Annotated in this window: 16 protein-coding genes; 13 read left to right on the top strand and 3 right to left on the bottom strand. The window is 54.3% G+C overall.

The window, feature by feature from the left end:
- Nucleotides 1-13: 13 nt before the first annotated feature.
- A complete protein-coding gene (locus ACFE8Q_RS14130; RefSeq protein WP_375446057.1) occupies nucleotides 14-1,738 on the bottom strand; it encodes a GMC oxidoreductase in 1,725 nt (574 codons plus the stop codon).
- Nucleotides 1,739-2,276: 538 nt separating this feature from the next.
- Here ACFE8Q_RS14130 and ACFE8Q_RS14125 point away from each other — a divergent pair.
- The 13 genes from ACFE8Q_RS14125 (at nucleotide 2,277) to ACFE8Q_RS14065 (ending at nucleotide 21,909) form a co-directional block, all read left to right on the top strand.
- Entirely contained in the window at nucleotides 2,277-4,991 is a 2,715-nt protein-coding gene (locus ACFE8Q_RS14125) for a c-type cytochrome (RefSeq protein ID WP_375446056.1), read from the top strand.
- Between the two features lie 187 nt (nucleotides 4,992-5,178).
- On the top strand, nucleotides 5,179-5,946 hold the full coding sequence (locus ACFE8Q_RS14120) for a DUF1080 domain-containing protein (RefSeq protein ID WP_375446055.1): 768 nt from the start codon (nucleotides 5,179-5,181) through the stop codon (nucleotides 5,944-5,946).
- A gap of 109 nt (nucleotides 5,947-6,055) precedes the next feature.
- Entirely contained in the window at nucleotides 6,056-7,111 is a 1,056-nt protein-coding gene (locus ACFE8Q_RS14115) for an aldose 1-epimerase family protein (protein WP_375446054.1), read from the top strand.
- Between the two features lie 129 nt (nucleotides 7,112-7,240).
- The gene (locus ACFE8Q_RS14110; protein ID WP_375446053.1) at nucleotides 7,241-8,470 is read left to right on the top strand and encodes a class I mannose-6-phosphate isomerase; all 1,230 of its coding nucleotides are present in this window, start codon (nucleotides 7,241-7,243) and stop codon (nucleotides 8,468-8,470) included.
- A gap of 92 nt (nucleotides 8,471-8,562) precedes the next feature.
- Nucleotides 8,563-9,591 (top strand): sugar phosphate isomerase/epimerase family protein, encoded by a 1,029-nt coding sequence (locus ACFE8Q_RS14105; protein ID WP_375446052.1) that lies wholly within the window; start codon nucleotides 8,563-8,565, stop codon nucleotides 9,589-9,591.
- Nucleotides 9,592-9,714: 123 nt separating this feature from the next.
- Entirely contained in the window at nucleotides 9,715-10,869 is a 1,155-nt protein-coding gene (locus ACFE8Q_RS14100) for a Gfo/Idh/MocA family protein (RefSeq protein ID WP_375446051.1), read from the top strand.
- Between the two features lie 105 nt (nucleotides 10,870-10,974).
- Nucleotides 10,975-11,874 (top strand): ThuA domain-containing protein, encoded by a 900-nt coding sequence (locus ACFE8Q_RS14095; protein ID WP_375446050.1) that lies wholly within the window; start codon nucleotides 10,975-10,977, stop codon nucleotides 11,872-11,874.
- Nucleotides 11,875-11,885: 11 nt separating this feature from the next.
- Nucleotides 11,886-15,077: a PVC-type heme-binding CxxCH protein gene (locus ACFE8Q_RS14090; RefSeq protein ID WP_375446049.1), complete on the top strand. Its 3,192-nt coding sequence runs from the start codon at nucleotides 11,886-11,888 to the stop codon at nucleotides 15,075-15,077.
- Between the two features lie 146 nt (nucleotides 15,078-15,223).
- Nucleotides 15,224-16,087: a sugar phosphate isomerase/epimerase family protein gene (locus ACFE8Q_RS14085; protein ID WP_375446048.1), complete on the top strand. Its 864-nt coding sequence runs from the start codon at nucleotides 15,224-15,226 to the stop codon at nucleotides 16,085-16,087.
- 87 nt (nucleotides 16,088-16,174) lie between these two features.
- A complete protein-coding gene (locus ACFE8Q_RS14080; protein WP_375446047.1) occupies nucleotides 16,175-16,999 on the top strand; it encodes a sugar phosphate isomerase/epimerase family protein in 825 nt (274 codons plus the stop codon).
- Between the two features lie 92 nt (nucleotides 17,000-17,091).
- Nucleotides 17,092-17,895, top strand: a complete 804-nt coding sequence (locus ACFE8Q_RS14075) for an alpha/beta fold hydrolase (protein ID WP_375446046.1) — start codon at nucleotides 17,092-17,094, stop codon at nucleotides 17,893-17,895.
- Nucleotides 17,896-18,109: 214 nt separating this feature from the next.
- Complete coding sequence (locus ACFE8Q_RS14070; RefSeq protein WP_375446045.1) at nucleotides 18,110-20,275, top strand: polysaccharide lyase family 8 super-sandwich domain-containing protein; 2,166 nt, start codon at nucleotides 18,110-18,112, stop codon at nucleotides 20,273-20,275.
- A gap of 50 nt (nucleotides 20,276-20,325) precedes the next feature.
- A complete protein-coding gene (locus ACFE8Q_RS14065; RefSeq protein ID WP_375446044.1) occupies nucleotides 20,326-21,909 on the top strand; it encodes a glycoside hydrolase in 1,584 nt (527 codons plus the stop codon).
- On the opposite strand, the gene ACFE8Q_RS14060 is transcribed toward ACFE8Q_RS14065, so the two are convergent.
- Nucleotides 21,904-22,788 carry a DNA/RNA non-specific endonuclease gene (locus ACFE8Q_RS14060; RefSeq protein ID WP_375446043.1) on the bottom strand — a complete coding sequence of 295 codons (885 nt, stop codon included), beginning with the start codon at nucleotides 22,786-22,788 and terminating at the stop codon, nucleotides 21,904-21,906. The two genes, ACFE8Q_RS14065 and ACFE8Q_RS14060, sit on opposite strands and share 6 nt — an antisense overlap.
- 200 nt (nucleotides 22,789-22,988) lie before the next feature.
- A complete protein-coding gene (locus tag ACFE8Q_RS14055) occupies nucleotides 22,989-23,219 on the bottom strand; it encodes a hypothetical protein (RefSeq protein ID WP_375446042.1) in 231 nt (76 codons plus the stop codon).
- Between the last annotated feature and the right edge of the window lies 1 nt (nucleotide 23,220).

Raw genomic sequence — 23,220 nt, 5'->3', positions numbered from 1 at the left:
CAGTAAACCCCTTCTAAATCTCATTCCGCTTCATGGCCTTCACGGCGTAGTCGGCGGCGCGGGCGGTGAGGGCCATGTAGGTGAGCGACGGGTTCTGGCAGGCGGTCGAGGCCATGCTGGCACCGTCGGTAACGAACACGTTTTTGACCGCGTGCATCTGATTCCACTTGTTCAGCACCGACGTTTTCGGGTCACGACCCATGCGTGCCGTTCCCATTTCGTGGATGGCTAGGCCCGGTGCCTGATGATTATCACCGGCCGACAATACCTTCAGTCCCGCCGCTTCCAGCATCTGTTTGGCCTGCTCCACGGCATCTTTCGTCATGCGGTCTTCATTGTCGCCCCATGAGCAGTCAATATCCAGCGTAGGCATGCCCCACTGATCTTTCTTGTCGGGATTGAGCCGCACGTGGTTTTCGTACCGGGGCAGCATTTCGCCCATCGCCGTGAGGCTGAACGTCCAGCGTCCGGGTTTGGTCAGTTCCTCTTTATAGTCGGCACCAAACCCGTCGATAGTGCCGCCCCGGTGCCAGTCTTCGCGGCTGGCGGCACCCGAATAGGCGTACCCACGAATAAAATCGGTCTGTTTGTCATTGCCCAAATTTCGGAATCTGGGTACGTATACTCCCGTTGGGCGACGACCGAAATAATAGCTGTTGTCGTATTCGTTGCCTTCATACACGCCATAGGCCCGGCCCCGGTAGTTATGGTCCATCAGGTTATGCCCCAACTGCCCACTGTCGTTACCCAGTCCGTTGGGGAAGCGCGATGACGTTGAGTTCATCAAGATCAGCGCGGTGTTGAGCGTGGCGGCGTTGACGAAGATGATGCGGGCGTAAAACTCGCTCATCTCTTTCGTGTTCGTATCGATGACCCGCACGCCGGTTGCCTTGCTTTTTTTCTCGTCGTAAATGATAGAATGCACCACCGAAAATGGCCGGATGGTCAGCTTGCCGGTCATAGCGGCGGCGGGCAATGTGGCCGAATTACTACTGAAAGCGGCCCCAAATGGACAGCCCCGCCCGCACCAGTTTCGCGCCTGACAACTAGCCCGACCCACAGAATTGTGAATGGGCATAGCTTTCGATAGATTGGCCGTTCGGCTGATGACGAGGTGGCGACCGGGGTGGGTTTTCTTCCAGGTATCGCGGACGCCCTTTTCCAGGCACATCAGGTCGAAAGGTGGTAGAAACTCGCCGTCGGGCAGGCTCGGAATACCATCTTTGTTCCCGCTGATGCCCGCGAATTTCTCCACGTAGCTGTACCAGGGGGCAATGTCGTCATAACGAATGGGCCAGTCGATGCCTACGCCGTCGCGGGCGGGGTCGGTGAAGTTCTGCGGTCCCCAGCGTTGTGTCCAGCGCGCCCACATCATCGACTTGCCGCCCACCTGATAGCCACGTACCCAGTCGAAGGGCTTGGTTTGCTGATACGGATGGTCGGCGTCGTTGATGAAAAAATCGCCCGAAAATTCATTGTAGGCGTATCCCACTTTGCTCTGAATAGGGTTGGCCGCGATCTTATCGAGCGGGTAGCGGCCCCGGTGCGGCACTTCCCAGGGGGCGGCGTTGGTGGTTGGGTAATCGGTAATGTGTTCAATGGGTCGTCCGCGTTCAAGTACCAGCGTGCGTAGGCCCTTCTGAGTCAGTTCTTTAGCGGCCCAGCCTCCGCTAATGCCCGAGCCGATCACGATGGCGTCGTAGGTATTGGCTTTCTGAGCGTCGATGTTGAGGTTCATGGAGGTGATTCGTTTTATGTAAAACGCTGAATCAGGCTGGATTACCCATACATTCTATCAGAATATTTATACCTGCCTGTGGCTTTGCTGCATGACTCCTTGCAAGGCCTTTGGGTCGCGTGGTGACCTGATGTTTGTAGCATGTAAAGCATGTGGGAGTGCCTGGCGTGCCATAGGTACGCGGCAAAAAGCTCATTGACGGTTGCGTACCTATGGCACGCTGGTCACATATAGGCCTTTCGTTTCTACAAACATCAGGTCGCTATGCGACCCAAAGGCCTTGCAAGGAGTCATGCAACAAAGCCCCTGTCTGTCTTAATTGGCCAAACTGGTCATTGAATAGATAATAGCGAAAAAAGGAAGAGGAGTAGGTACGTGTAGGTAGGTTGATTCCGATGTTGTAGTAAAATTTGGCGATTCGATTGCACTTTAATTTTAGGCGGTTATTCCTGGCAAGTAGTAGTAAAGTGGGGGACGATTCTCAGTAGAATACCTATTTCAGTAGTTTTTAGTCACGAACTAAGTCCTATGAAACGTCATGTTTAAACTGATCAGCGCGGCCAAACTTGGGCTCGCACTTTGCGTGCTCGTATTGGCTGGCACCTCCTGGATTAGTAGTCAGCAATCCGTTGTCAGCGGAAGAGCAGCCGACAGCACTAAAGTCGACAAGCTAAAACTGCTGCCCGGTTTTAAAGCGGAACATTTATACAGTCCCTCTGATAACAAACAGGGGTCGTGGGTGGCCATGACCTTCGACGATAAAGGTCGGATGATCACCTCCGATCAATACGGAGCCCTCTACCGGCTCGACCTACCGGTTGTTGGTTCGGGTGTGCAGCGGCCGAACGTTGAAAAACTGAAGATCAGTTTAAGCCCGCGTTCGTCTACCGACCCGGCCAAACCGAGGGTGGGTATGGGCTACGCACAGGGCCTGCTCTGGGCGTTCAACAGCCTGTACGTGATGGTCAATCACCGGGTCGATTCAACCTTCAACAAGGGTAGTGGACTATACCGGTTGCAGGATACCGACGGCGATGACCAACTGGATAAAATTACGCTGATCAGGGAGTTGAACGGCGAAGGCGAACACGGGCCACACTCGATGGTGCTGTCGCCCGATAAAAAGTCGATTTATCTGATGTGCGGTAATTTTACCGACGTACCCAGGATGGATGCGTATCGGTTGCCGCCGGTCTGGAAAGAAGATAACCTGTTTCCGGCCATCAAGGACCCGCGTGGCCATGCTATCGACAGAATGGCCCCTGGCGGCTGGATCGCCAAAATCGACCCCGAAGGGAAAAGCTGGGAATTCGTCGGTGGCGGATTCCGCAATACGTTCGATTTCGCCTTCAACGATGCGGGCGATCTCTTTGGTTATGACTCGGATATGGAGTGGGATTTTGGCCTGCCCTGGTACAAGCCCACCCGTATTTGCCACATCACCAGCGGGGCCGACTTTGGCTGGCGTACATCGGCCACCAACTGGTCGCCTAGTTTCGCCGACTGCCTGCCCGCCGTGATAAACATGGGTCAGGGCTCACCAACGGGCGTTTTTGCCGGTCGCGGTGCCCGTTTCCCGCAGAAATTCCAGAAAGCCATCTACGCCTTCGACTGGAGCTTCGGCATCATCTACGCAGTTCATCTGCAACCCCAGGGTGCTTCCTATAAAGCCACCGCCCAGGAATTTATTTCCGGCTCACCTTTGCCACTCACCGACGGACTGATTGGCCCCGACGGCGCGATGTATTTCCTGACGGGCGGGCGTCGGCTGGAATCTGATCTGTACCGGATTACCTATTCGGGTGCTGAAGCCACTTCGCCGGATACCAAAGCCATTGCGCTAACGGCCGAACACCAGCTACGTACCAGGTTGGAACAGTATCACGGCACCCCAATGGCGGGTGCTGTCAGCGCGGCTTGGCCGTATCTAAATCATCCCGACCGGTTTGTGCGTTACGCCGCCCGGGTTGCGGTTGAGCATCAGCCGGTGGCGGAATGGCAGGAAAAGGCACTGGCTGAAACCGACCCGCTACGACTCACGCAGGCCATGATTGCGCTGGCCCACCACGGCGATGCCTCGCTGAAAAGCCGGATGCTGGCCCCACTGCTCAATGTGAAACTAGCTACGCTGACCGAGCAGCAGCAGGCTGATGTGCTACGGGCAATCGAACTGGTATTTACCCGGATGGGTCTGCCCGAAGGGGCCGACCGGGCTAAGGCTATCGCCGTGTTAAGTCCGCGGTATCCGGCTGGTTCGGCCATGCTGAACCGGGCTTATAGTAAACTGCTTGTGTCGCTGGAAGCTCCCGGCACCGTTGGCAAAACGCTGACGTTACTGGCGCTCAACAACGAAGATAAAGGACCGGTGGGCGGCGAAACCGTGACGGCGTCGAGCGATTTGATCCTGCGTAATCCGCAGTATGGGCTGGATATTGCCAAAATGCTGGAAAAAATACCTCCCGCCCAGCAGACCTACTATGCCACTATGCTAAGCAGCGCAAAAACCGGCTGGACACCGCAACTGCGCGATCAGTATTTCGCGTGGTTTGCCAAAGCGTTTGGTTATCAGGGCGGTAACAGCTACATCGGCTACATCGATAAAGCCCGAAAACTAGCCCTGGCTAACGTACCCAGGGAGCAATTCGAGAAATATAACAAGCTGTCGGGCGCTGATCTGCTCACCAAGTCGGGCAATGATATTGCGATGGGCTATACGCCGAAAGGGCCTTACCGGAACTGGAAGCTGGAAAATGCCGTAGCCGTGGTGGACAGCGGTCTGGTGGGCCGCAACTTCGAAACGGGCAAAAAACTGTATTCGGCTGTTCTCTGTAGCCGCTGCCATTCGATGGGTGGACAGGGCGGCGATATTGGCCCCGACCTCACCCAGCTTGGCACCCGCTTCTCGAACAAAGACATGCTGGAAGCCATCATCTCACCCGATAAAACCATCTCCGATCAGTATGCCTCCAGCATCTTCGTTCTGAAAAATGGCCAGTCTGTATTGGGTCGGTTAATCAATGAAGACAAGACGAGCTACTCGATTTCGCAGAACCCGTTTGCGCCGGACCAGCTTCGGAAACTGGCAAAAAAGGACGTTGTGTCGCGAAAATATTCGCCCTCGTCGATCATGCTACCCGGCCTGATCAACAGCCTGAACGCTGACGAGCTCAAAGACCTGATCGCCTACTTAAAATCGGGCGGCAATCAGGCTAATGAGGTGTATAAAGCATCGGATACGGGCAAGGGGAAATAGGGACGCTGGTTGTGTGGCTTCGCGCTCTAGGCCCTTCGACAGGCTCAGGGTGACAGCCTAACTCAAGTTCGTCATCTACATTCTTGGGTGTCATGTCACCCTGAGCCTGTCGAAGGGCCTAAAGCGCGAAGCAACACACTAAAGCGCAAACCAACGTACCTACAACCTGCAAAATCAGCAATACTATATGATTCGAAAAACGATACTACTGGCCGCACTGCTGATAGCCAGCCTGATAACGACCTGTGAGGCGCAGGCTAAAAAGGCGAAGAAGGATGGCGGCTTCGTACCCATATTCGATGGTAAAACGCTGAACGGCTGGGAGGGCGATCCCACGTACTGGCGCGTAGAAAACGGTGCGTTGGTCGGCGAAATCACGCCCGCCACACTGCTGAAAACCAACTCGTTCATTATCTGGAAAGGCGGTGAACCTGCAGATTTTGAGTTCACCGGCGAGTTCAACATCACCGCCGAAGGAAACTCGGGCATCAACTACCGCAGCGACCGCCTCCCCGACATTCCGTTTGCCCTTCGCGGCTATCAGGCCGACATTGATGGGAAGATGCGCTACACAGGACAGAATTACGAAGAACGCAAACGGACCACCCTGGCGTATCGTGGCCAGAAAACAACGATTCCACCCTATACTGGAGCCGCAACGCCCGAAGCGATTCGCGCTAATGTGAAGAATAACGCCTGGGGTGGCCTGACTATGACTGGCTCGCTGGGCAGTTCCGATTCGCTAAAGACGTTTATCAAACCTGAAGATTGGAACAGCTTCCGTCTGGTTGTGAAAGGCAATCACCTCCAGCATTACATCAACGGCGTGCTGATGAGCGATGTAACGGATAATGACACGGTCAACGGCACGTCAAAAGGATTGCTGGGCGTTCAGGTTCACGTTGGACCACCCATGAAAGTGCAGTATAAGAATCTGATGCTGAAGACGTTGTAGGACGGTTTGTAGTCTGTGGTTAGTGGTTCGTAGTTGCGCTGCTAATTCATAAACTGAGTGATTAGCAGCGCAACTACGAACCACTAACCACAGACTACAAACCAGTTTAATGACCTACCCCTGGACAGATAAAATCAATAACCCGGCCCAGATTGGGGGCATCGAAACCGCCGTGCTGGACAACGGGGCTGGTCGGGGCGTTCGGGTGGCCTGGATCAATACCGGGACTGGTTTACGGTATAAAGTGGTCATTGATCGAGGCATGGACATTGCCGACGCCTTTTATAATCAGCACTGTCTGGCGTGGCTGAATCACTCGGGCATCACCACGCCACAACCGTTCTCCGACCGTGGTCTCGACTGGCTCAGAACCTTCAACGGCGGTTTGCTCACCACCTGCGGCCTATCGCACGTGGGTGGCCCGGAAGCCGACGAATACGGCGAGCGCGGCATTCACGGGCATATCAGCAACGTACCTGCGGAGGTTGAATCCATCATTCAGCCCGACCCGGTGACGGGAAATCTAGCGATGAGCATCACCGGCCGGATGCGGGAAACGAAGATTTTCGGCCCTTGTCTGGAGCTGAAACGGACCATTTCGGCCACGCTTGGCGAACCCACCATTCGGATTCACGACGAGGTGGTGAACCGGGGCAATACGGCGGCCCCGCACATGCTGCTCTACCACGTCAACTTCGGCTGGCCGCTGGTCGATGAGGGAACAAAACTGATCTGGGAAGGCAACTGGCAACCCCGTGAAGGGGGCATTCACGCCGGGATTTTCCGGGAAGGTAACGACTTCAAAACCTGTCCCCCGCCAATGGAATCACATCTGGGAACGGGCGAAGCGGTTGTATGTATCGACGCTAAACCTGACGCGTCGGGCTGGTGTACGGCGGGGCTGCATAATGCCAAATTAGGGTTGGCAGTTGCCATGCGGTTTCAGAAAGCGCAGCTTCCGTGGCTCACCAACTGGCAGCATTGGGGCAAAGGCGAGTACGTAACGGGTATTGAACCCGGCACGCACCCGCCCATCGGTCAGGCAAAAGCCAGAGAAAACCAAACGCTGATCCTGCTTGAACCGGGCGAAATCCGAATGTATGATCTGGAAATGACCGTATTGAGTAGCGCAGAACAGATTGATGACTTTGTGGATAGTCATTAGGCTTTGCCGTCATTAGGTGGTCATTCATGATCATTTGTAGTAAAAAGCGTCAATGACTACAAATGATCATGAATGACCACCTAATGACGGCGAAGCCTAATGACCTCTTTTCAAAAAACTAAACCCTTTATGGAAACAACTGCCGCCATGAGCGTAGCTGAAAAAGCCCTTGAACAGGGAAAAGGAATACTACGATTGGCCCCAACCTGGGTGCCCCGGTCATTTTGCGTACCTGGCCGACGCATCAAGTTGCACCCCGACGACTATTATGTACTGGGTGGCGAACGCGGCGGCATCGACGAACGCTGGCTTTCGTCGACAACACCGGCTAAAAACGGCCCGCTGACGGGTGAGAACGAAGGCCTGAGCGCCATTGTATTCAAAGACGGCAATGATGAAGTACAGTTTCTGCTAAAAGATGCCGTTGAAGAGCTGAAAGGTAGCCTGATCGGCGACCGGCTCTGGAATCAGTATGGAAGCTGGCCGATGTATTCCAAGTTCTTCGACAACATGGGGCCGCTGCCGCATCACCTGCACCATAACGACGAACAGGCCGCGCATATCGGGCAGTTGGGCAAACCGGAGGCGTATTATTTTCCGCCGCAACTGAATAATCACGGTGGCGATTTTCCGTACACCTTCATCGGCATTGCGCCAGGTACGTCGAAAGAGCAGATCAAGGAATGCCTGATGAACTTCACTAAAGGAGACAACAAGATCACCAACTATTCGATGGCCTACCGCCTCGAACCCGGCACTGGTTGGGACGTGCCTCCTGGACTTCTGCACGCCCCCGGGAGCCTGTGTACCTATGAGCCGCAAAAAGCGTCGGACGTGTTTGCCATGTATCAGTCGCTGGTGAACGAGGCGATTATTCCCGAAGAACTGCTGTGGAATGGTACGCCAAAGGACCGGATCGGCGATTACGACCAGCTTATGGAAGCCATCGATTGGGACCTGAACGTTGATCCACAGATGATGGCCAACCGGTTTATGGCACCGTTGCCCGTTCGGGATGTGGCGGAGATGCAAGCCGCTGGGTACGTCGAAAACTGGGTGTGCTACAAGTCAGAGGCGTTCAGTGCCAAAGAGTTGACCGTTATGCCGGGCACAACCGTCACCATCAAAGACAGCGCCGCCTACGGCCTGATCGTGATGCAGGGCCATGGCAAACTGGGCGTCTGGGATATCGAAACGCCCGCCCTGATCCGATACGGTCAACTTACCAACGACGAATTTTTCGTCAGCGAACAGGCCGCTACGGAAGGCGTCACCATCGTAAACCCATCCACCACCGACCCGATCGTTATCCTGAAACACTTCGGCCCGGCAAACCCTGATTTAGTGATTGGTGATTAAGGGATTGGGTAGTTAGGAGATTCGTAAAACCAATCACTAATCCCTCAATCCCTCCATTACCTAATCACCAATTAACCAAACTCCCAACCCCCATGAACGAGAATAACTATCCCAAACTGCACAACGCCATGTGGCCCGGCGTGGTCGGTAAAGGACCCGATTCGGAGCCTGTCATTCCCTTCGATACCATGCTGAAATTGACCGCCGCTGCCGAGGTTGACGGTGTGAAATTCGATGGCGTTGACCTCGCCCTTTTCGAGCATATCGACGTTGATCTGGATGATGACGGCATCAAGCGGCTGGCCGATAAAGTGTCGGGTCATAATCTGAAGATCGGTTCGCTGGTAGCGCCAATCTGGGGTGGGCCTGCAATGGGCACCCAGGCAGAACGTACCCAGTTTGTGGAGATGGTGCGCAAAGCTTGCCACGTCGGGCAGCGCCTTACGGAACTGGGCGTTCGGCCCAGCGGCGTTGTGCGCATCGACTCAGCCAGTTCGCCACATAGCTGGGACGCTGATCCGGCGGGGAACACCAAACTCATTGCCCAGACCTTCCGCGAAGCCTGTGACGTGGCCGCTGATTTTGGCGAGAAGCTGGCCGCCGAAGGGGAGATTTGTTGGGGCGGTATGCACAGTTGGAAAACGATGGTGGAAACGCTCGAAGCCGTTGACCGGCCAAATATGGGTTTCCAGGCCGATATGGCGCACACGCTCCTGTATTTACTCGGCTATAACCGCCCGCAAGACCGTATTCTCCCCGCCGACTTCGACTGGAATGACCGCGCCGCCCTGACCGAAGGACTTAAAACAGTAACCGCCGCCCTGCGCCCCTGGACGATTGACTTCCACGTGGCGCAAAACGACGGGACGGTATTCGGTTCCGGCTCGCACGATATAACGGGCCGCCACTGCCAGGCGTTGGACCCAAATGGCAAACTCGATGTGGCCAATGATGCAGGTTTCTGGCTCCGCGACGAAAACGGTTATCTGACCAAAGCCTTCAAACACATTTGCTGGGACGGCTGCATGTTCCCCAATGCCGTAATGACCAACCAGCAAACCTGGAACGACATTCTGGCCACCATGATCCAGGTACGTAAGCAACACGGCTGGTACGAGTAAACTACCCCCAACCCCCTGAAGGGGGCTAAGGCTCCGCTAGTTAGCTTGTCTTCATGCAGAGCTTTAGCCCCCTTCAGGGGGTTGGGGGTAATACGCCGACGAAACTAAATTTCCCACTAAACTATGGCAACCAAAAAAGAACTACGCATTGGCTTAATCGGTACCGGCCTGATGGGTCGGATTCATACGAATGGCTACTATCAGGTAAGCCACTTTTTTCCTGAACTCGAATACCGTCCGGTGTTGAAAGCCGTGTGCTCACGCAACGAGGCCAACGCCCGGAAATTTGCCGAGCAATGGGGCTACGAATCGGTGGAGACGGATTGGAAGGCGATCATTGCTCGCGATGATATTGACGCCATCGATATTTGTACGCCCAACGATACGCATGCCGAAATTGCTATTGCCGCAGCAGAAGCGGGCAAGATGATCTTGTGCGAAAAGCCACTGGCTCGAACGCTGGCCGAAGCGCAGGGTATGGTTGACGCGATCCAGAAAGCGAACGTACCCAACACCGTCTGGTATAACTACCGCCGTGTGCCGGCCGTTACGCTGGCCAAACAAATCATTGATTCGGGGAAACTGGGCAAGATTTTTCATTACCGGGCCAACTTCCTGCAAGACTGGACCATCAACGCCGACCTGCCGCAGGGGGGAACGGCTCTCTGGCGACTGGATGCCGATGCAGCCGGTTCGGGGGTGACGGGCGATCTGCTGGCGCACTGCATCGACACCGCCATGTGGCTCAATGGAGCGATCACGGATGTATCGGCAATGACGAAAACATTCATCAAAGAGCGTGTGCACCAGGCGACCGGAAAAGTGCAGCCCGTTGGTATCGACGACGCCTGCCTGTTTCATTGCCACTTCGACAACGGGTCGCTGGGGCTTTTCGAGGCAACCCGCTATGCGCGTGGCCATAAGGCACTGTACACCCTCGAAATCAACGGCGAGCATGCCTCGATCCGGTGGGATCTGCACGACATGAACCGGTTGGAATACTTCGATCATGCCGATGAGTCAACCGTTCGGGGCTGGCGCAGCATTCACGTATCCGACGGGGATCAACCCTACATGGGCCGCTGGTGGATTCCAGGCACAAGCATCGGTTACGAGCACACATTCCTGCATCAGGTGGCCGATTTTTTGACGTGCCTCGAAACTGGCGAGCCCTGTTCACCCACCTTCCAGGACGCGCTGGAAACGCAGAAAGTATGCGAAGCCGTGCTGGAATCCGCCGCCTCGAAAAGCTGGAAAGACACCGGCGTAACGGTATAGATTTAGCCTAACCCGGACGCGGGACCGCCGACTTTAACATCAGATACGTAGATTCACTACCCACTTTTCTTACATAGAAGCAACGCTACTACTGTACAAAGATTTATGAAAAATAGCCGCCGCGAATTCATCCACTATACTGCCGGCTTGCTGGCACTTACGCAACTAGGCCTGCCCGAAGCGATTGCCAGTCGGCTCAAACCGGCTGGATCAAAAGCCGATAAGCCGTATGTGGTCTTTGTTACGGGTGATCATGAATACAGCGGTGAACAAACCCTGCCGCTGATCGCCGCCGAACTGGAAAAAAACTACGGCATGCAGACGAATGTGCTGAAATCGGCACCGAATCAGAACGGCGAAAAAGACATTCCCGGTCTGGAAACACTTAAGGACGCTGATCTGGCTGTCTTCTTCTTGCGTTGGCGGCAACTACCTCAGGAACAACTGGATTACATTGACACGTACCTGAAATCGGGTAAGCCGGTAATGGGTTTTCGGACTACCAGCCACGCCTTCAATTATCCGGCTGGCGATCCGCGTGTCCGATGGAATTCGTTTGGTGAATTTGCGTTTGGTGCTCCGCCGGGTTGGGGCGGCGCGGCCAAACACACGCACTATGGCCACAAAAGCACCACCGATGTAACGGTGATTCCAGAGGCAGCTAAAAATCCGATTTTAAGGGGCGTTGCGCCTGAATTTCACGCCGCATCCTGGCTCTATCGTGTCCTGCCCGACTATCCGGCGAAGGGCGCGGTACCCCTGCTGATGGGCAAATCGGTGAATCCCGATAAGGAAGCCATTGATAATCCCGTTGCCTGGACGTGGAAAAATGAGTGGGGTGGCAGGGCTTTTTTCACCACCCTGGGACATCCCGAAGATTTTCAGGTTCAGTCCTTTCAGCGGTTGGTAATCAACGCCATACACTGGAGCCTGGGCCGGCCCATTCCTAAAAAGCAGCCGGAGAAACTGGCTATAAACGTAGCGTATCGGGGCATTGTCAACTAAGTACAGATCGTATGAGACTGTTTTCAAGCAAAAAAAAATCTGTCAGGAATTTATTGATTGCCGTTCTGCTTTGCGCCATCGGGTTTAGCGCATTTCAGGCCAGTGCTCCAAATGCGCTGACGGTTAAAAAAGGGAGTCACATCATGCTGCTAGGTAACAACCTGGGTTCGCGGATGATGAACTACGGGCATTTTGAAACCGAAATGCAGGTACGTTACCCGGACGATATGCTCTACATTCGGAACATGTGCGACCCCGGCGATACCCCTGGTTTCAGGCCCCGTTCGAGTCGATTCTCGCCCTGGGCCTTCCCCGGTGCGGAGAAATTCCGGCAACGGCCGACCGAGACGGAACTGGCCAACAAATCGGATAGCCAGGGAACGTTTGAATCGCCCGACGAGTGGCTGACCCGGCTCAAGACCGACGTGATTGTGGCCTTTTTTGGTTATAACGAATCGTTTCAGGGTCCAGCGGGACTGGCTAACTACAAGGCCGAACTCGATGCGTTCGTGAAGCACACGCTGAGCCAGAAATACAATGGAGCTACGCCGCCGCAACTGGCCCTGGTGTCGCCCATTGCCTTTGAAGACTTGTCAGGTACGTATGACCTGCCGAACGGAAAGAAGGAAAACGAGAACCTGGCCCTCTATACCAAAGCCATGCGCGAGGTGGCTGATCAGCATAAGATTGTCTTCGTCGATGCGTTCACGCCGTCTCAACAGTGGTACGCCGCCAGTAAAGACCCGCTGACCATCGACGGCTCGCAACTGAACGACGAAGGCTACAAAAAGCTGGGTACGTTGCTGGCCGATCAGGTTTTTGGCAAGACGGGTGCAAAAGCGGAAGCGAACCGGAAACTGGTACACGATGCCGTACTGGAAAAGGACTGGATGTGGCATAACGACTACAAAATTCCGAACGGCGTTCACGTGTATGGTCGCCGCTACAATCCATTTGGCCCCGACAATTACCCGGCCGAAATTGAGAAGATCCGGCAAATGACCGCCATTCGCGACACGGCAGTCTGGCTGGCCGCCTCGAAAGGAACGAAAATGGACATTGCTGCCGCCGACAAGCGGACGAAAGTGCTGCCACCGGTGAAAACGAACTTCAACCCGGAGAAAAACGGAAGCCTGACGTACCTATATGGACAGGAGGCGTTGAGCAAATTGAAAGTGCCTGCTGGCTACAAAATCGAGCTTTTTGCGTCGGAAGAAGAATTTCCTGATCTGGCGAAACCCATGCAGATGTCGTTCGATAATAAGGGACGGTTGTGGGTAGCGGTGATGCCGAGTTACCCGCATTACAAGCCCGGTGACGCCAAACCGAACGACAAAATCCTGATTTTTGAAGACACCAACAACGACGGGAAAGCCGATAAACAAACCGTTTTTGTCGACGGGTTACACCTTCCCCTCGGCTTCGAAATCGCGAAAGAAGGCGTCTACGTGTCGCAGGGAACGAACCTGAAACTGTTTACCGATACCAACGGCGACGACAAAGCGGACAAAAGCGAGATTCTGTTAAGTGGCTTCGACGACCACGACACCCACCACAACAGCCACGCCTTTACGGTCGATCCATCGGGGGCTATCTACTCGGGCGAGGGCGTTTTTCTGCACACCAACGTGGAAACGTCGTACGGGCCGGTGCGGGCAACCAACGGCGGCTTTTACCGTTACGCGCCCCAACTCCGTAAACTGGAACGGACCGCTCAACTGTCTATTCCAAACCCCTGGGGCATTGCGTTTGACGACTGGGGGCAGCCCTTTTTTGCCGAGACCTCGAGCCCGGATGTGCGCTGGATGATGCCCGGCTCGGTACTGCCGCGCTATGGTGAAGCCACCCACAAATCGGTTCAACTGGTGGAAGACGCGCACCGGGTACGTCCCACATCGGGGCTGGAATTTGTGTCGAGCCGCCATTTCCCGGATGAGTTGCAGGGCGATTTCCTGATCAACAATACCATCGGTTTTCTGGGCATGAAAGAGCATACCCTGGTCGATGACGGTACGGGCTACAAAAGCAAACACCGGCAGGATCTGGTTGTGAGCGAAGACCGTAATTTCCGGCCGGTCGATATGGAGTTTGCCCCCGATGGGTCGTTGTACCTCATCGATTGGCACAACATTCTGATCGGTCACATGCAGCACAACGCCCGCGATCCCCTGCGCGACCATTCGCACGGCCGGATTTACCGCATCACGTACCCGTCGCGCCCGCTGGTGACGCCGGCAAAAATAGACGGAGCCAGCATCGAGCAGTTGCTGGATAACCTGAAATTACCCGAATACCGCACCCGCTACCGCACCCGCCGCGAACTACGGGGCCGCGATGCGTCGCAGGTGCTGGCTAAACTGACCACGTGGGCGGCAGGTCTGGACAAGAACGATCCCCGCTATGAACATCATTTACTGGAAGGTCTGTGGGTAAGCTGGGGCCTTGATAAAGTTGACCAGAAATTGCTCCGCCAACTGCTGAAAGCGAACGATTACCACGCCCGCGCCGCTGCTGTTCAGGTGTTACGATACACCGGTCATCAGGTAGCCGATCAGGCCAATCTGCTGATGCAGGCCGCGAAAGATGACAACAGCCGGGTACGTCTCGATGCCCTGGTTGCCGCCTCCTGGATCGGGAAAGAAAAAGGGCTGCCTATTCTGGCCGAAGCCGCCAAAAAGCCGCTGGACAACTGGATGATTCACGCCCATGAAACGGCCGTTGCGCACCTGAATGGGGTGAATGTCAATAAGAAAAAAGACAATGTGGTGGCGTCTAAATTGAAGGGCGACGAACTGGCCCTGTTCAATACTGGCCGCGAAATTTACAACCGTGAGGGCTATTGCTCGACCTGTCATCAACCCGATGGACGTGGGCTCGACGCGTCTGGTTTTCCGCCGCTTATTGGCACGAAGTGGGTGTCTGGTAATGAAGAACGCCTGATCAAAATAGCGTTGAAAGGCGTTATGGGGCCCATCGAGGTGAATGGTAAAACGTACCCGGGACAAGTGCCGATGACCCCATTTGGTGGTTTGCTGAAAGACCGGGAAATCGCCGCTGTGCTAACGTATGTTCGAAATTCATTTGGCAACGAAGCCCCGGCCATTACGCCCGAACAGGTAAAAAAAGTCAGAGCCGCCACAGCCAGCAAGGTCGATTTCTATTCGCCAACCCAGTTGGTGAAAGAGCACCCGATGGAAAAGTGAAGCTTTTTTCCCGGCTTTACCCCCCGCCCTGAAGGGAGCCCGCTGGCGCACTCCAGCTCTGCTATAGTAGTGGTTGCTTGCGCCAGCGGGCTCCCTTCAGGGCGGGGGGGTAAAGCCGGGAATGCACGAATAATAAAATAACTTCTATGCCTTCATTAACAACGTGCCCCATCGGCTTTAACCTTCTGGTCTGGACCGCCGCTATATCCGAAAAAATGAACCCGATAGCCGACCGCCTCAAAACGATCGGTTATGATGGGGTCGAGTGCTTCATCGACACGCAGGATGTGGCTGTCTACCAGAAATTTGGCAATCATTTGGATCAAACGGGCTTACAACGTACCTGTGTCACGGTAGTGGGTCCCGACGAGAATCCGGCGAGCGAATCGGCGGCTGTGCGTCGGCAGGCGGTGACGCATCTGAAAGGGGCGGTTGACCGGGCGCAGGCGATGGGCGCATCGGTCATTTGCGGGCCATTCCATTCGGCCTTTGCCACGTTTAGCCGCCGTGAACCACAACCCGACGAATACACGCGTAGTGCCGAGGTGTTGCATGAAGTGGGCGAGTATGCCAAACAGGCCAATATTGTGCTGGCTCCCGAAGCGCTGAACCGGTTCGAGTGTTACCTCTGCAACACGATGGAACAACTTTCGGAACTGGTTCGCCGGGCCGACCACCCGAACGTTCAGGCTATGTTCGACACGCACCATGCCAACATGGAAGAAAAACGCTTTTCCGATGCCATTCGGACAATCGCCCCCGTTTTGGCCCACGTGCACATCAGCGAAAACGACCGGGGGACGCCCGGCGATGGGCATATTCCGTGGGACGATACCTTCCGAACGCTGGCTGAGATCAACTACACCGGCTGGATGACGATCGAAGCTTTTACCCGCAATGACATAGATTTCGCTAATTCGATCAACGTCTGGCGTGAATACAGCAAGCCCTGGGATATTGCCGAAAAAGGCCTGACATTCATCAAAGCCATGCAGGCGAGGTACGCATAAAGTTTGTGGTTTGTAGTTGCGCTACTACTCCACCGGTCGTAAGTAAGCAGCGCAACCACAAACTACAAACCATAGACCACAAATCCTATGTCCTTCCCTTTTCGATTTGGCGCTGAGGCGTACACCTGGTTCATGAACAACAACGGTCTCACCCACGCCAACCGGCAGGGGCACATGATCGACATTACGGCGCAGGCTGGTTTTGCGGGAATCGAGCCTATTTTCAACTGGATGGGTGATCTGCCCGATGCCGATAGTTTAGGCAAAAAACTGACCGAACAGGGCGTTGAACTAGCCGCTATTGCGCTGGCCCTGGACTGGAACGGGGCCGACGAAACCGAGCAAGAGCGACGCGAGGCCGACCGGGCCATTGACCTGTTGACACATTTTCCGGGGGCTATCCTCTGCACGGTTCAGAAACCAACCGGGCGGCATGACATTCAGGTACGTCGCCGAAACCTCGTCAACATCGTCAATACGGTGTCGCGGCGGGCGGTTGATGCGGGTGTGCCCTGTAGTTTCCACCCCAACTCGCCGCACTCGTCGATCACGCGGACGGAGGACGATTACCGCGTCATTCTGGAGTCGCTGGATACGTCGGTAACGGGCTGGACGCCCGACGTGGGGCACCTCATCAACGGCGGCATGGACCCGCTGACGAAGATGAAAGAATACGCGTCGATGATCAATCTGGTGCATTTCAAAGACTGGAACGGCGAGCCTGAGTTTGCGCTTCTGGGCAACGGGAAAGTCGATTTCGTTGGCATCACACGCTGGCTGATCGAGCAGCAGTATAGCGGCTGGATTATCTGCGAAGATGAAGGCCCCGAAGCTATGGACGATCCCGACGGCGTGACGCTCCACGACGGCCGCTGGGTCTACGAAACGCTGCTGACAGCGGTGGTTGGTTGATTGGTTATTGGTTGATTGAAGTAGACATAGAACAGATTCCCCAATAACCAGTCCCCAATAACGAATCAACCAATAACGAATTAACCAAACCCATGCCTTTCATCACCACCAACGGCATCAATTTATATTACGAAGAGCGCGGAACGGGCGAGCCGCTGCTGTTGATTATGGGCATTACGGCTCCCGGATCGGTTTGGGAAAAACATGCCGACGACTGGAGTATGCGTTTTCGCTGCATCATGGGTGATAACCGGGGCGTTGGCCAGTCTGACAAGCCGATTGGCCCGTACAGCACTGAGCAGATGGCCGATGATTATGCCGGACTGATCGATTCGCTCGGGCTGGAAAGCGTTCGAGTCGTGGGGGTGTCGATGGGAAGTACTATTGCTCAGCAACTGGCTTTGCGGCACCCCGATCAGGTACGTTCGCTGGTGTTGATGTGTCCGTGGGCGCGCTGTGATCGCACGGCTGAAGCCATTTTCCGGCATATGGCTACCATCAAAGCGCGGCTTCGTCCCGAAGAGTTTGCGAATTATATTCAACTGCTGATCTACTCGAAGCGTAGTTGGGATGATGACGCCGTGTTTGCCGATTTACAAGCCGGTCGGCAGGCGGCGGCGATTGATGCCAATCCCCAGCCGTTGCATGGTTTGGAAGGGCAAGCCGAAGCCTGTATTGCGCACAATACGGTAGCGGATTTAGGCAAGATTACGCAACCTACCCTGGTCATTGGCGGCCGAAACGACCAGTTTACGCCGGTCTGGATGGCCGAAGAAGTAGCCGGAGCCATTCCGAACAGCGAGCTTCACTTCTACGACGAAGCCGGTCACGCGTTTCATTGGGAGTGCATCGGCGATTTCAATCCACGTGTACGTGAGTGGTTGCTGGTGAATTAGCTAGAATATTGTAGCCGACGATTTTTTGGGTGCCGAGCCTGTCGAAGGGCCTACAGCGCGAAGCTATCACAAGCGAAAAGCCATGATTGTGGCTGCAATTTGCCTGACCGGAAGCTCACTAAACGCATGATCTATAATTCATCATGAGCAATAGAAAACAGCGGCGATCCTCTTTACTGGTCAGCTAACGCCATATCCCGGACCTCCACTGCTTATGAAAGCAATTTCTCAACGCCTGTTCATCCTGCCCATCCTTTTTCTGCTAGCCTCTGTTTGCCGGGGGCAGAACGACGTAAATATCATCAAAGGGCGGATCGTGGCTGACCTGATGAGCACCAGCATCAGTGACAATAACGTGTCGGCTATTCTGGCGAAGATGAACGACGACGGCAGCTTTCGGGGAATCAATTATGCTGATCTGAGCAAAACAGCCAGCTTTCCGCATGGCGGTCATACGCGCGATCTGGTGTATCTGGCCAAAGCTTACCAGAATAAATCGTCTTCGTTTTATCAAAGCAAATCCCTCAAGGAGCGTATCAGTCAGGGGTTGGCGTTCTGGGTGAAAAATGACTTTGTGGGTGACAACTGGCACGACAACCAGATAACAACGCCAACTAATCTGGGCAATCTGATGCTGATCATCGGCGATGAACTACCGCAAGACCTTGTGGCGAAAGCCCAGCCCATGATTGGCCGGGCCAACATGAACGCATCTGGCGCGCGGCCCAGCGGCGACCGCATTGTGATTGCGGGGATTCTGGCCAAAAACCTGCTGTTCATGAACAATTTTCAGGAGTTCGATAACATCATCAAGATCATCGAAGGCGAACTGAAATTTGCGACCGGCGAACGGGGTCTGCAACATGATTATAGTTTCCACCACCGGGTAGACCGGGTTAACAATACCTCTTCCTACGGCTACGGAAAATACGCCAATGCCTACGGCGACTGGTCGTACTTTGTGGCTGGCACCAAATACGCTTTCTCCAAAGAAAAGATCGACCAACTGGTTGATTACTACCTTGATGGCATTTACAAACAGATGGTGTACGGCGTCTACGACGACATCAGCGTCAGGAACCGGAGCATATCCGAACGGTCTACTTTTCGCCCGCAGGGTACGCTTGAAATAGAACGGCTTCTGGTCAGTACCGACTACCGAAAACCGGAACTGGAAGAGATCATCCGCTTGCGCAAAGGGCTGGCCAAACCTTCGTTATCATTCGCCAAATTCTTCTGGCAAAGCGAACATTTTGTGTTCCAACGCCCCGATTTTTATACTACAGTTCGGATGTTTTCTAGCCGCAACCGGAACATGGAAGAACCCTACAACGGGCCGGGTAAGACAACCCACCACCGCGCCGATGGCACCAACTATTTGATGCTGAGAGGCGATGAATACCAGGACATCTGGCCCGTTTATGACTGGCAGAAAATATCGGGCACCACCATCCTGCAAAAACCACAGCTCCCCGGCCCTGACCAGATCCAAAAAGCAGGGTTGACCGATTTTGTGGGCGCGGTGACCGACGGTTTGTACGGTGCCGTTGCCTTTGATTTCAAAAGTCCTCACGATGGGGTAGAAGCCAAAAAATCGTGGTTCTTTTTTGATAAAGAATATGTCTGTCTGGGTACGTCCATTAAATCAACAACCGATCTGCCGGTCGTCTCGACCATCAATCAGGTGCTGATGAGAAGCGACGTAACTATGATGCAGGATGGCGTTCAAAAAAGTGTTCCGACCGGCAATCGGCCGCTCGAAAAAGTGAAGTGGGTGTATCAGGATAAGGTGGGCTATATTTTTCCGGAGCCAACGACGGTCAACCTCTCGAATGGCCCTCAGACGGGGCGCTGGTCAGACATTACGGACCAGAAGAATATTAGTCAGGAAGTGGTGAGTAAAGATGTATTTGCGCTGTGGTTTACGCACGGCAACAAGCCCACGAACGGCACCTATCAATACATTGTCGTACCGAATGTGTCTGAACAGCAGTTGGCTGAGAGTAGTAAAACGAATCGTTCCATCTATGTTCTATCTAACACCCCTGAGCTACAGGCAGTACGAAATCGCCAGTTGGAGATTACCCAGATAGCCTTTTACAAAGCAGGAACGATCGATATCGACAAGGGAGCGACCATTCGCATGGACAGTCAGGGAATGGCTATGCTAAAGATGCAGAATGGCAAACTAACAGAGTTAACCCTGGCCGATCCCTCCCGAAAACTGAGCCAGATCACCGTGGCCGTAACGGGCATCTACAAGTCGACAGGCACCAACTACCGCACCCAGGTGGATGAAAAAAGGAACAGCACGCTGTTTACGGTGGACTTGCCCCAGGGCGTTTATCTGGGCAGCAGCGTTCAACTCAAGCTGCGCTAATTTGCCGTTGCGCGTCGGCTATTTTGATTGACCAACGTACCTAACCCGTTATGAATCACAGCTTTTTTCGGTGTCTGTTCGCCGTACAACTTCTTTGCCTGCTGGGTAGGGTTGCTTGGGCTCAGCCGCTTGTTGTCACCGTCCAGCCAGACCAGACGTTTCAGACGATCCATAGCTTTGGCGCATCTGATTGCTGGTCGGCCCAGTTTATTGGCCAGAGCTACCCGTTGGCTAAACGCGAGCAGATTGCCGACTGGCTGTTCAGCCTGGACACCGACAAGGCAGGTAATCCGAAAGGTATAGGCCTGTCGCTGTGGCGGTTCAACATTGGGGCGGGCAGTAGCGAACAAGGCGATTCGAGCGGCATACGCAGTCCGTGGCGCCGGTCAGAATGTTTCCAGCGACCCGATGGTTCCTACGACTGGACGAAGCAGGCCGGGCAGCAGTGGTTTGTCGAAGCCGCTCATCGGCGGAAGGTGCCTTATTTGCTGGGTTTCACCAACTCGCCGCCGGTACAGTTTACCGCCAATGGGAAAGCCTACGCTTCAGGTACGTTGGGCGACTACAATTTCAACCGGCAACGACTGGGTGATTATGCTCGATTTCTGGCCGATGTTGCCCAGTATTTTGCCAAAAAAGGCATGCCGATGCACTACCTGAGCCCGTTCAACGAACCGCAATGGGACTGGGGAATCAAAAAAGGGCAGCGGATGGCCACTCAGGAAGGCACACCGGCCACCAACGCCGATATAGCCGAGCTGACCCGCGAACTGGGGCGTGAATTAAGCCGCCAGAAACTCACGACCCGCCTCACTCTCGCTGAGGCGGGTCAGTTGAATTACCTGTCTCAACCCGGCACTAACCGAAGCAAAACGGGGCAGGACGATGTGATCACTGCCTTTTTTGACCCTACCAGCCCCACCCGAATCGACAACGTACCCAATGTGGAAAAACTGGTTTGTGGACATAGTTATTTCACCACCTCACCGGCAGAGAAACTACAGGCTACCCGGCAACAACTGGCCACAAAGCTTAAGCAAACGGGCGTCGATTTCTGGCAATCGGAATACTGCGTGCTGAGCGACAACGAAGGCGAGATCAACGGCAATGACCGGGATTTGGGCATGACAACGGCCTTGTATGTCGCCCGGGTTATTCACGCCGATTTGACGGTAGCCAACGCAACATCGTGGCAATGGTGGCTGGCCCTCAGCGCGAGCAATTACAAAGACGGGCTGATCTACGTGGAAAACAACGGGAAAATGGGCGAGAATGCGCAAAACCAGCGCGACGGCGATATTCTCAGTTCCAAAACGATGTGGGCACTGGGGAATTTTGCCCGTTTCGTTCGGCCTGGTATGGTTCGCATAGGCTTACAAACCAACGCAGCTCAACCTTCGGGCAGTGACCCGCTGGTTTCCGCGTATCGAAGCGCGGATAAAAAACAGCTTGTTATCGTTGTTATTAATCCCGGAGAGGCCCGTTCAATTCAGTTGGCTAGCGTGAAGAGTCGGGCAAATCAGGTTGATTTGTATGAAACCACCGAAACGGTCAGCCTTGGCAAACGCACAGCGTCGACCACCAACTTAACGCTGTCGGCCCGCTCCGTATCAACGCTGGTTATCAAGCTATAACGCCAGAGAGACGGATTGAACAACCACCCGGTCAGCCCCGGCCTCAACCACTCGCTGAACGGCCGTGGGTACGTTCGATAAGAGATCGTAGCCCGTCCGCTGTTCAATCTGATCGACACTCACGCGGTAGTCGGCCCATCGCTCATCACCTACTGCGTTGGTATTGGGCATCCAGACGGCGATCACCCTGGTTTGGTTATCGATCCGTTGCAGATCATTGCTGCCTACTGGTAGTATAACGATCACCTTCCAAAGGGCTGCCGGTACGACCAGTTTTCCCCCGGCTAGTGTTTCCACCAGCCCGTTATTACCGGTTCCGCCCTGTCCGTTGCAGCCGGCGATGATGTAGCATTCCTGGCCATCGGCCAGCAGCGACCGGGTGTAGTCTTCCAGTAAGCGCCAGGCCTGCTGATTATGATGCGGAGCCTGAGGAACGATGTTCGACAGCGTAAAAGTGGTCCTGTTTTCGGTGGCCGTTGAATCACGATCATCCGACGGACACATATGCCCCCGGTCAAATCCAGAGTTGGTATAGTCAGCGTGCTTCACCTGATAGGCTCCTGTGGGCAGCGCAGTTTCGGGTATAAAGTTGCCGGTATAGCGCGAAGCGGAGCCTTTCCAGGCGGTCGACAAATGCCAGCTAACCCAATTTGGCGTTCCTTTACTAGCATTGTAGCTCAGGACATACATACCCTTGTCGATCAGGAAATTACCGGCGTCCGACGTACCTGCACCAGACGGGTTGCCCAAAGTGAGGTTATTATCGCGGGTAGGTACGTTCGATTGGCTGGCAGGGACAACTCCCCGGTCTTGCTTGCAATTAGTCAGGCCAACTACAAGCAGGGTGAAGCCGATCAAGCAATTCCGACTTAGATTCATATGTTGAGTAGTACGTTACAGTTGTAACGCTTCCTCAACCAGACTAAGTTTATATGATCCTTGATTTATAAATAGATCCGTTGCCAGACACATCGCAACACACGACGAGTCTCCAGGCTGGCATTGCCACGCATGTTGAGCAACAAAAACGGGTTACCATATGGCAACCCGTTTTGCTTAATAGAAAGAGAACGAGCGACTTAATTATCTGTCATTTTCGCCTCTTTTTTCATATGCTTGGCTTCTTTCTTGGCTTCTTTCGCCATGTTTTTACCCACTTTGTCGTCTACTTTGCCAGCTTCGTGCTTCATGTGACGGGCTTCTTTCTTGGCCGTCTTCGCGCTTTGCTTCGCAACTTTTACACTGTCCTGGGCAAATGAAACCGATGTACCTGCAAGGAGTAACGCGGCAAACAGAATTAGCTTTTTCATG

This window comes from uncultured Fibrella sp. (assembly GCF_964250085.1).
Lineage (GTDB): Bacteria > Bacteroidota > Bacteroidia > Cytophagales > Spirosomataceae > Fibrella.
The sequence above is the reverse complement of the archived record's forward strand: the minus strand, read 5'-3'. Positions and strand labels throughout refer to the sequence as shown.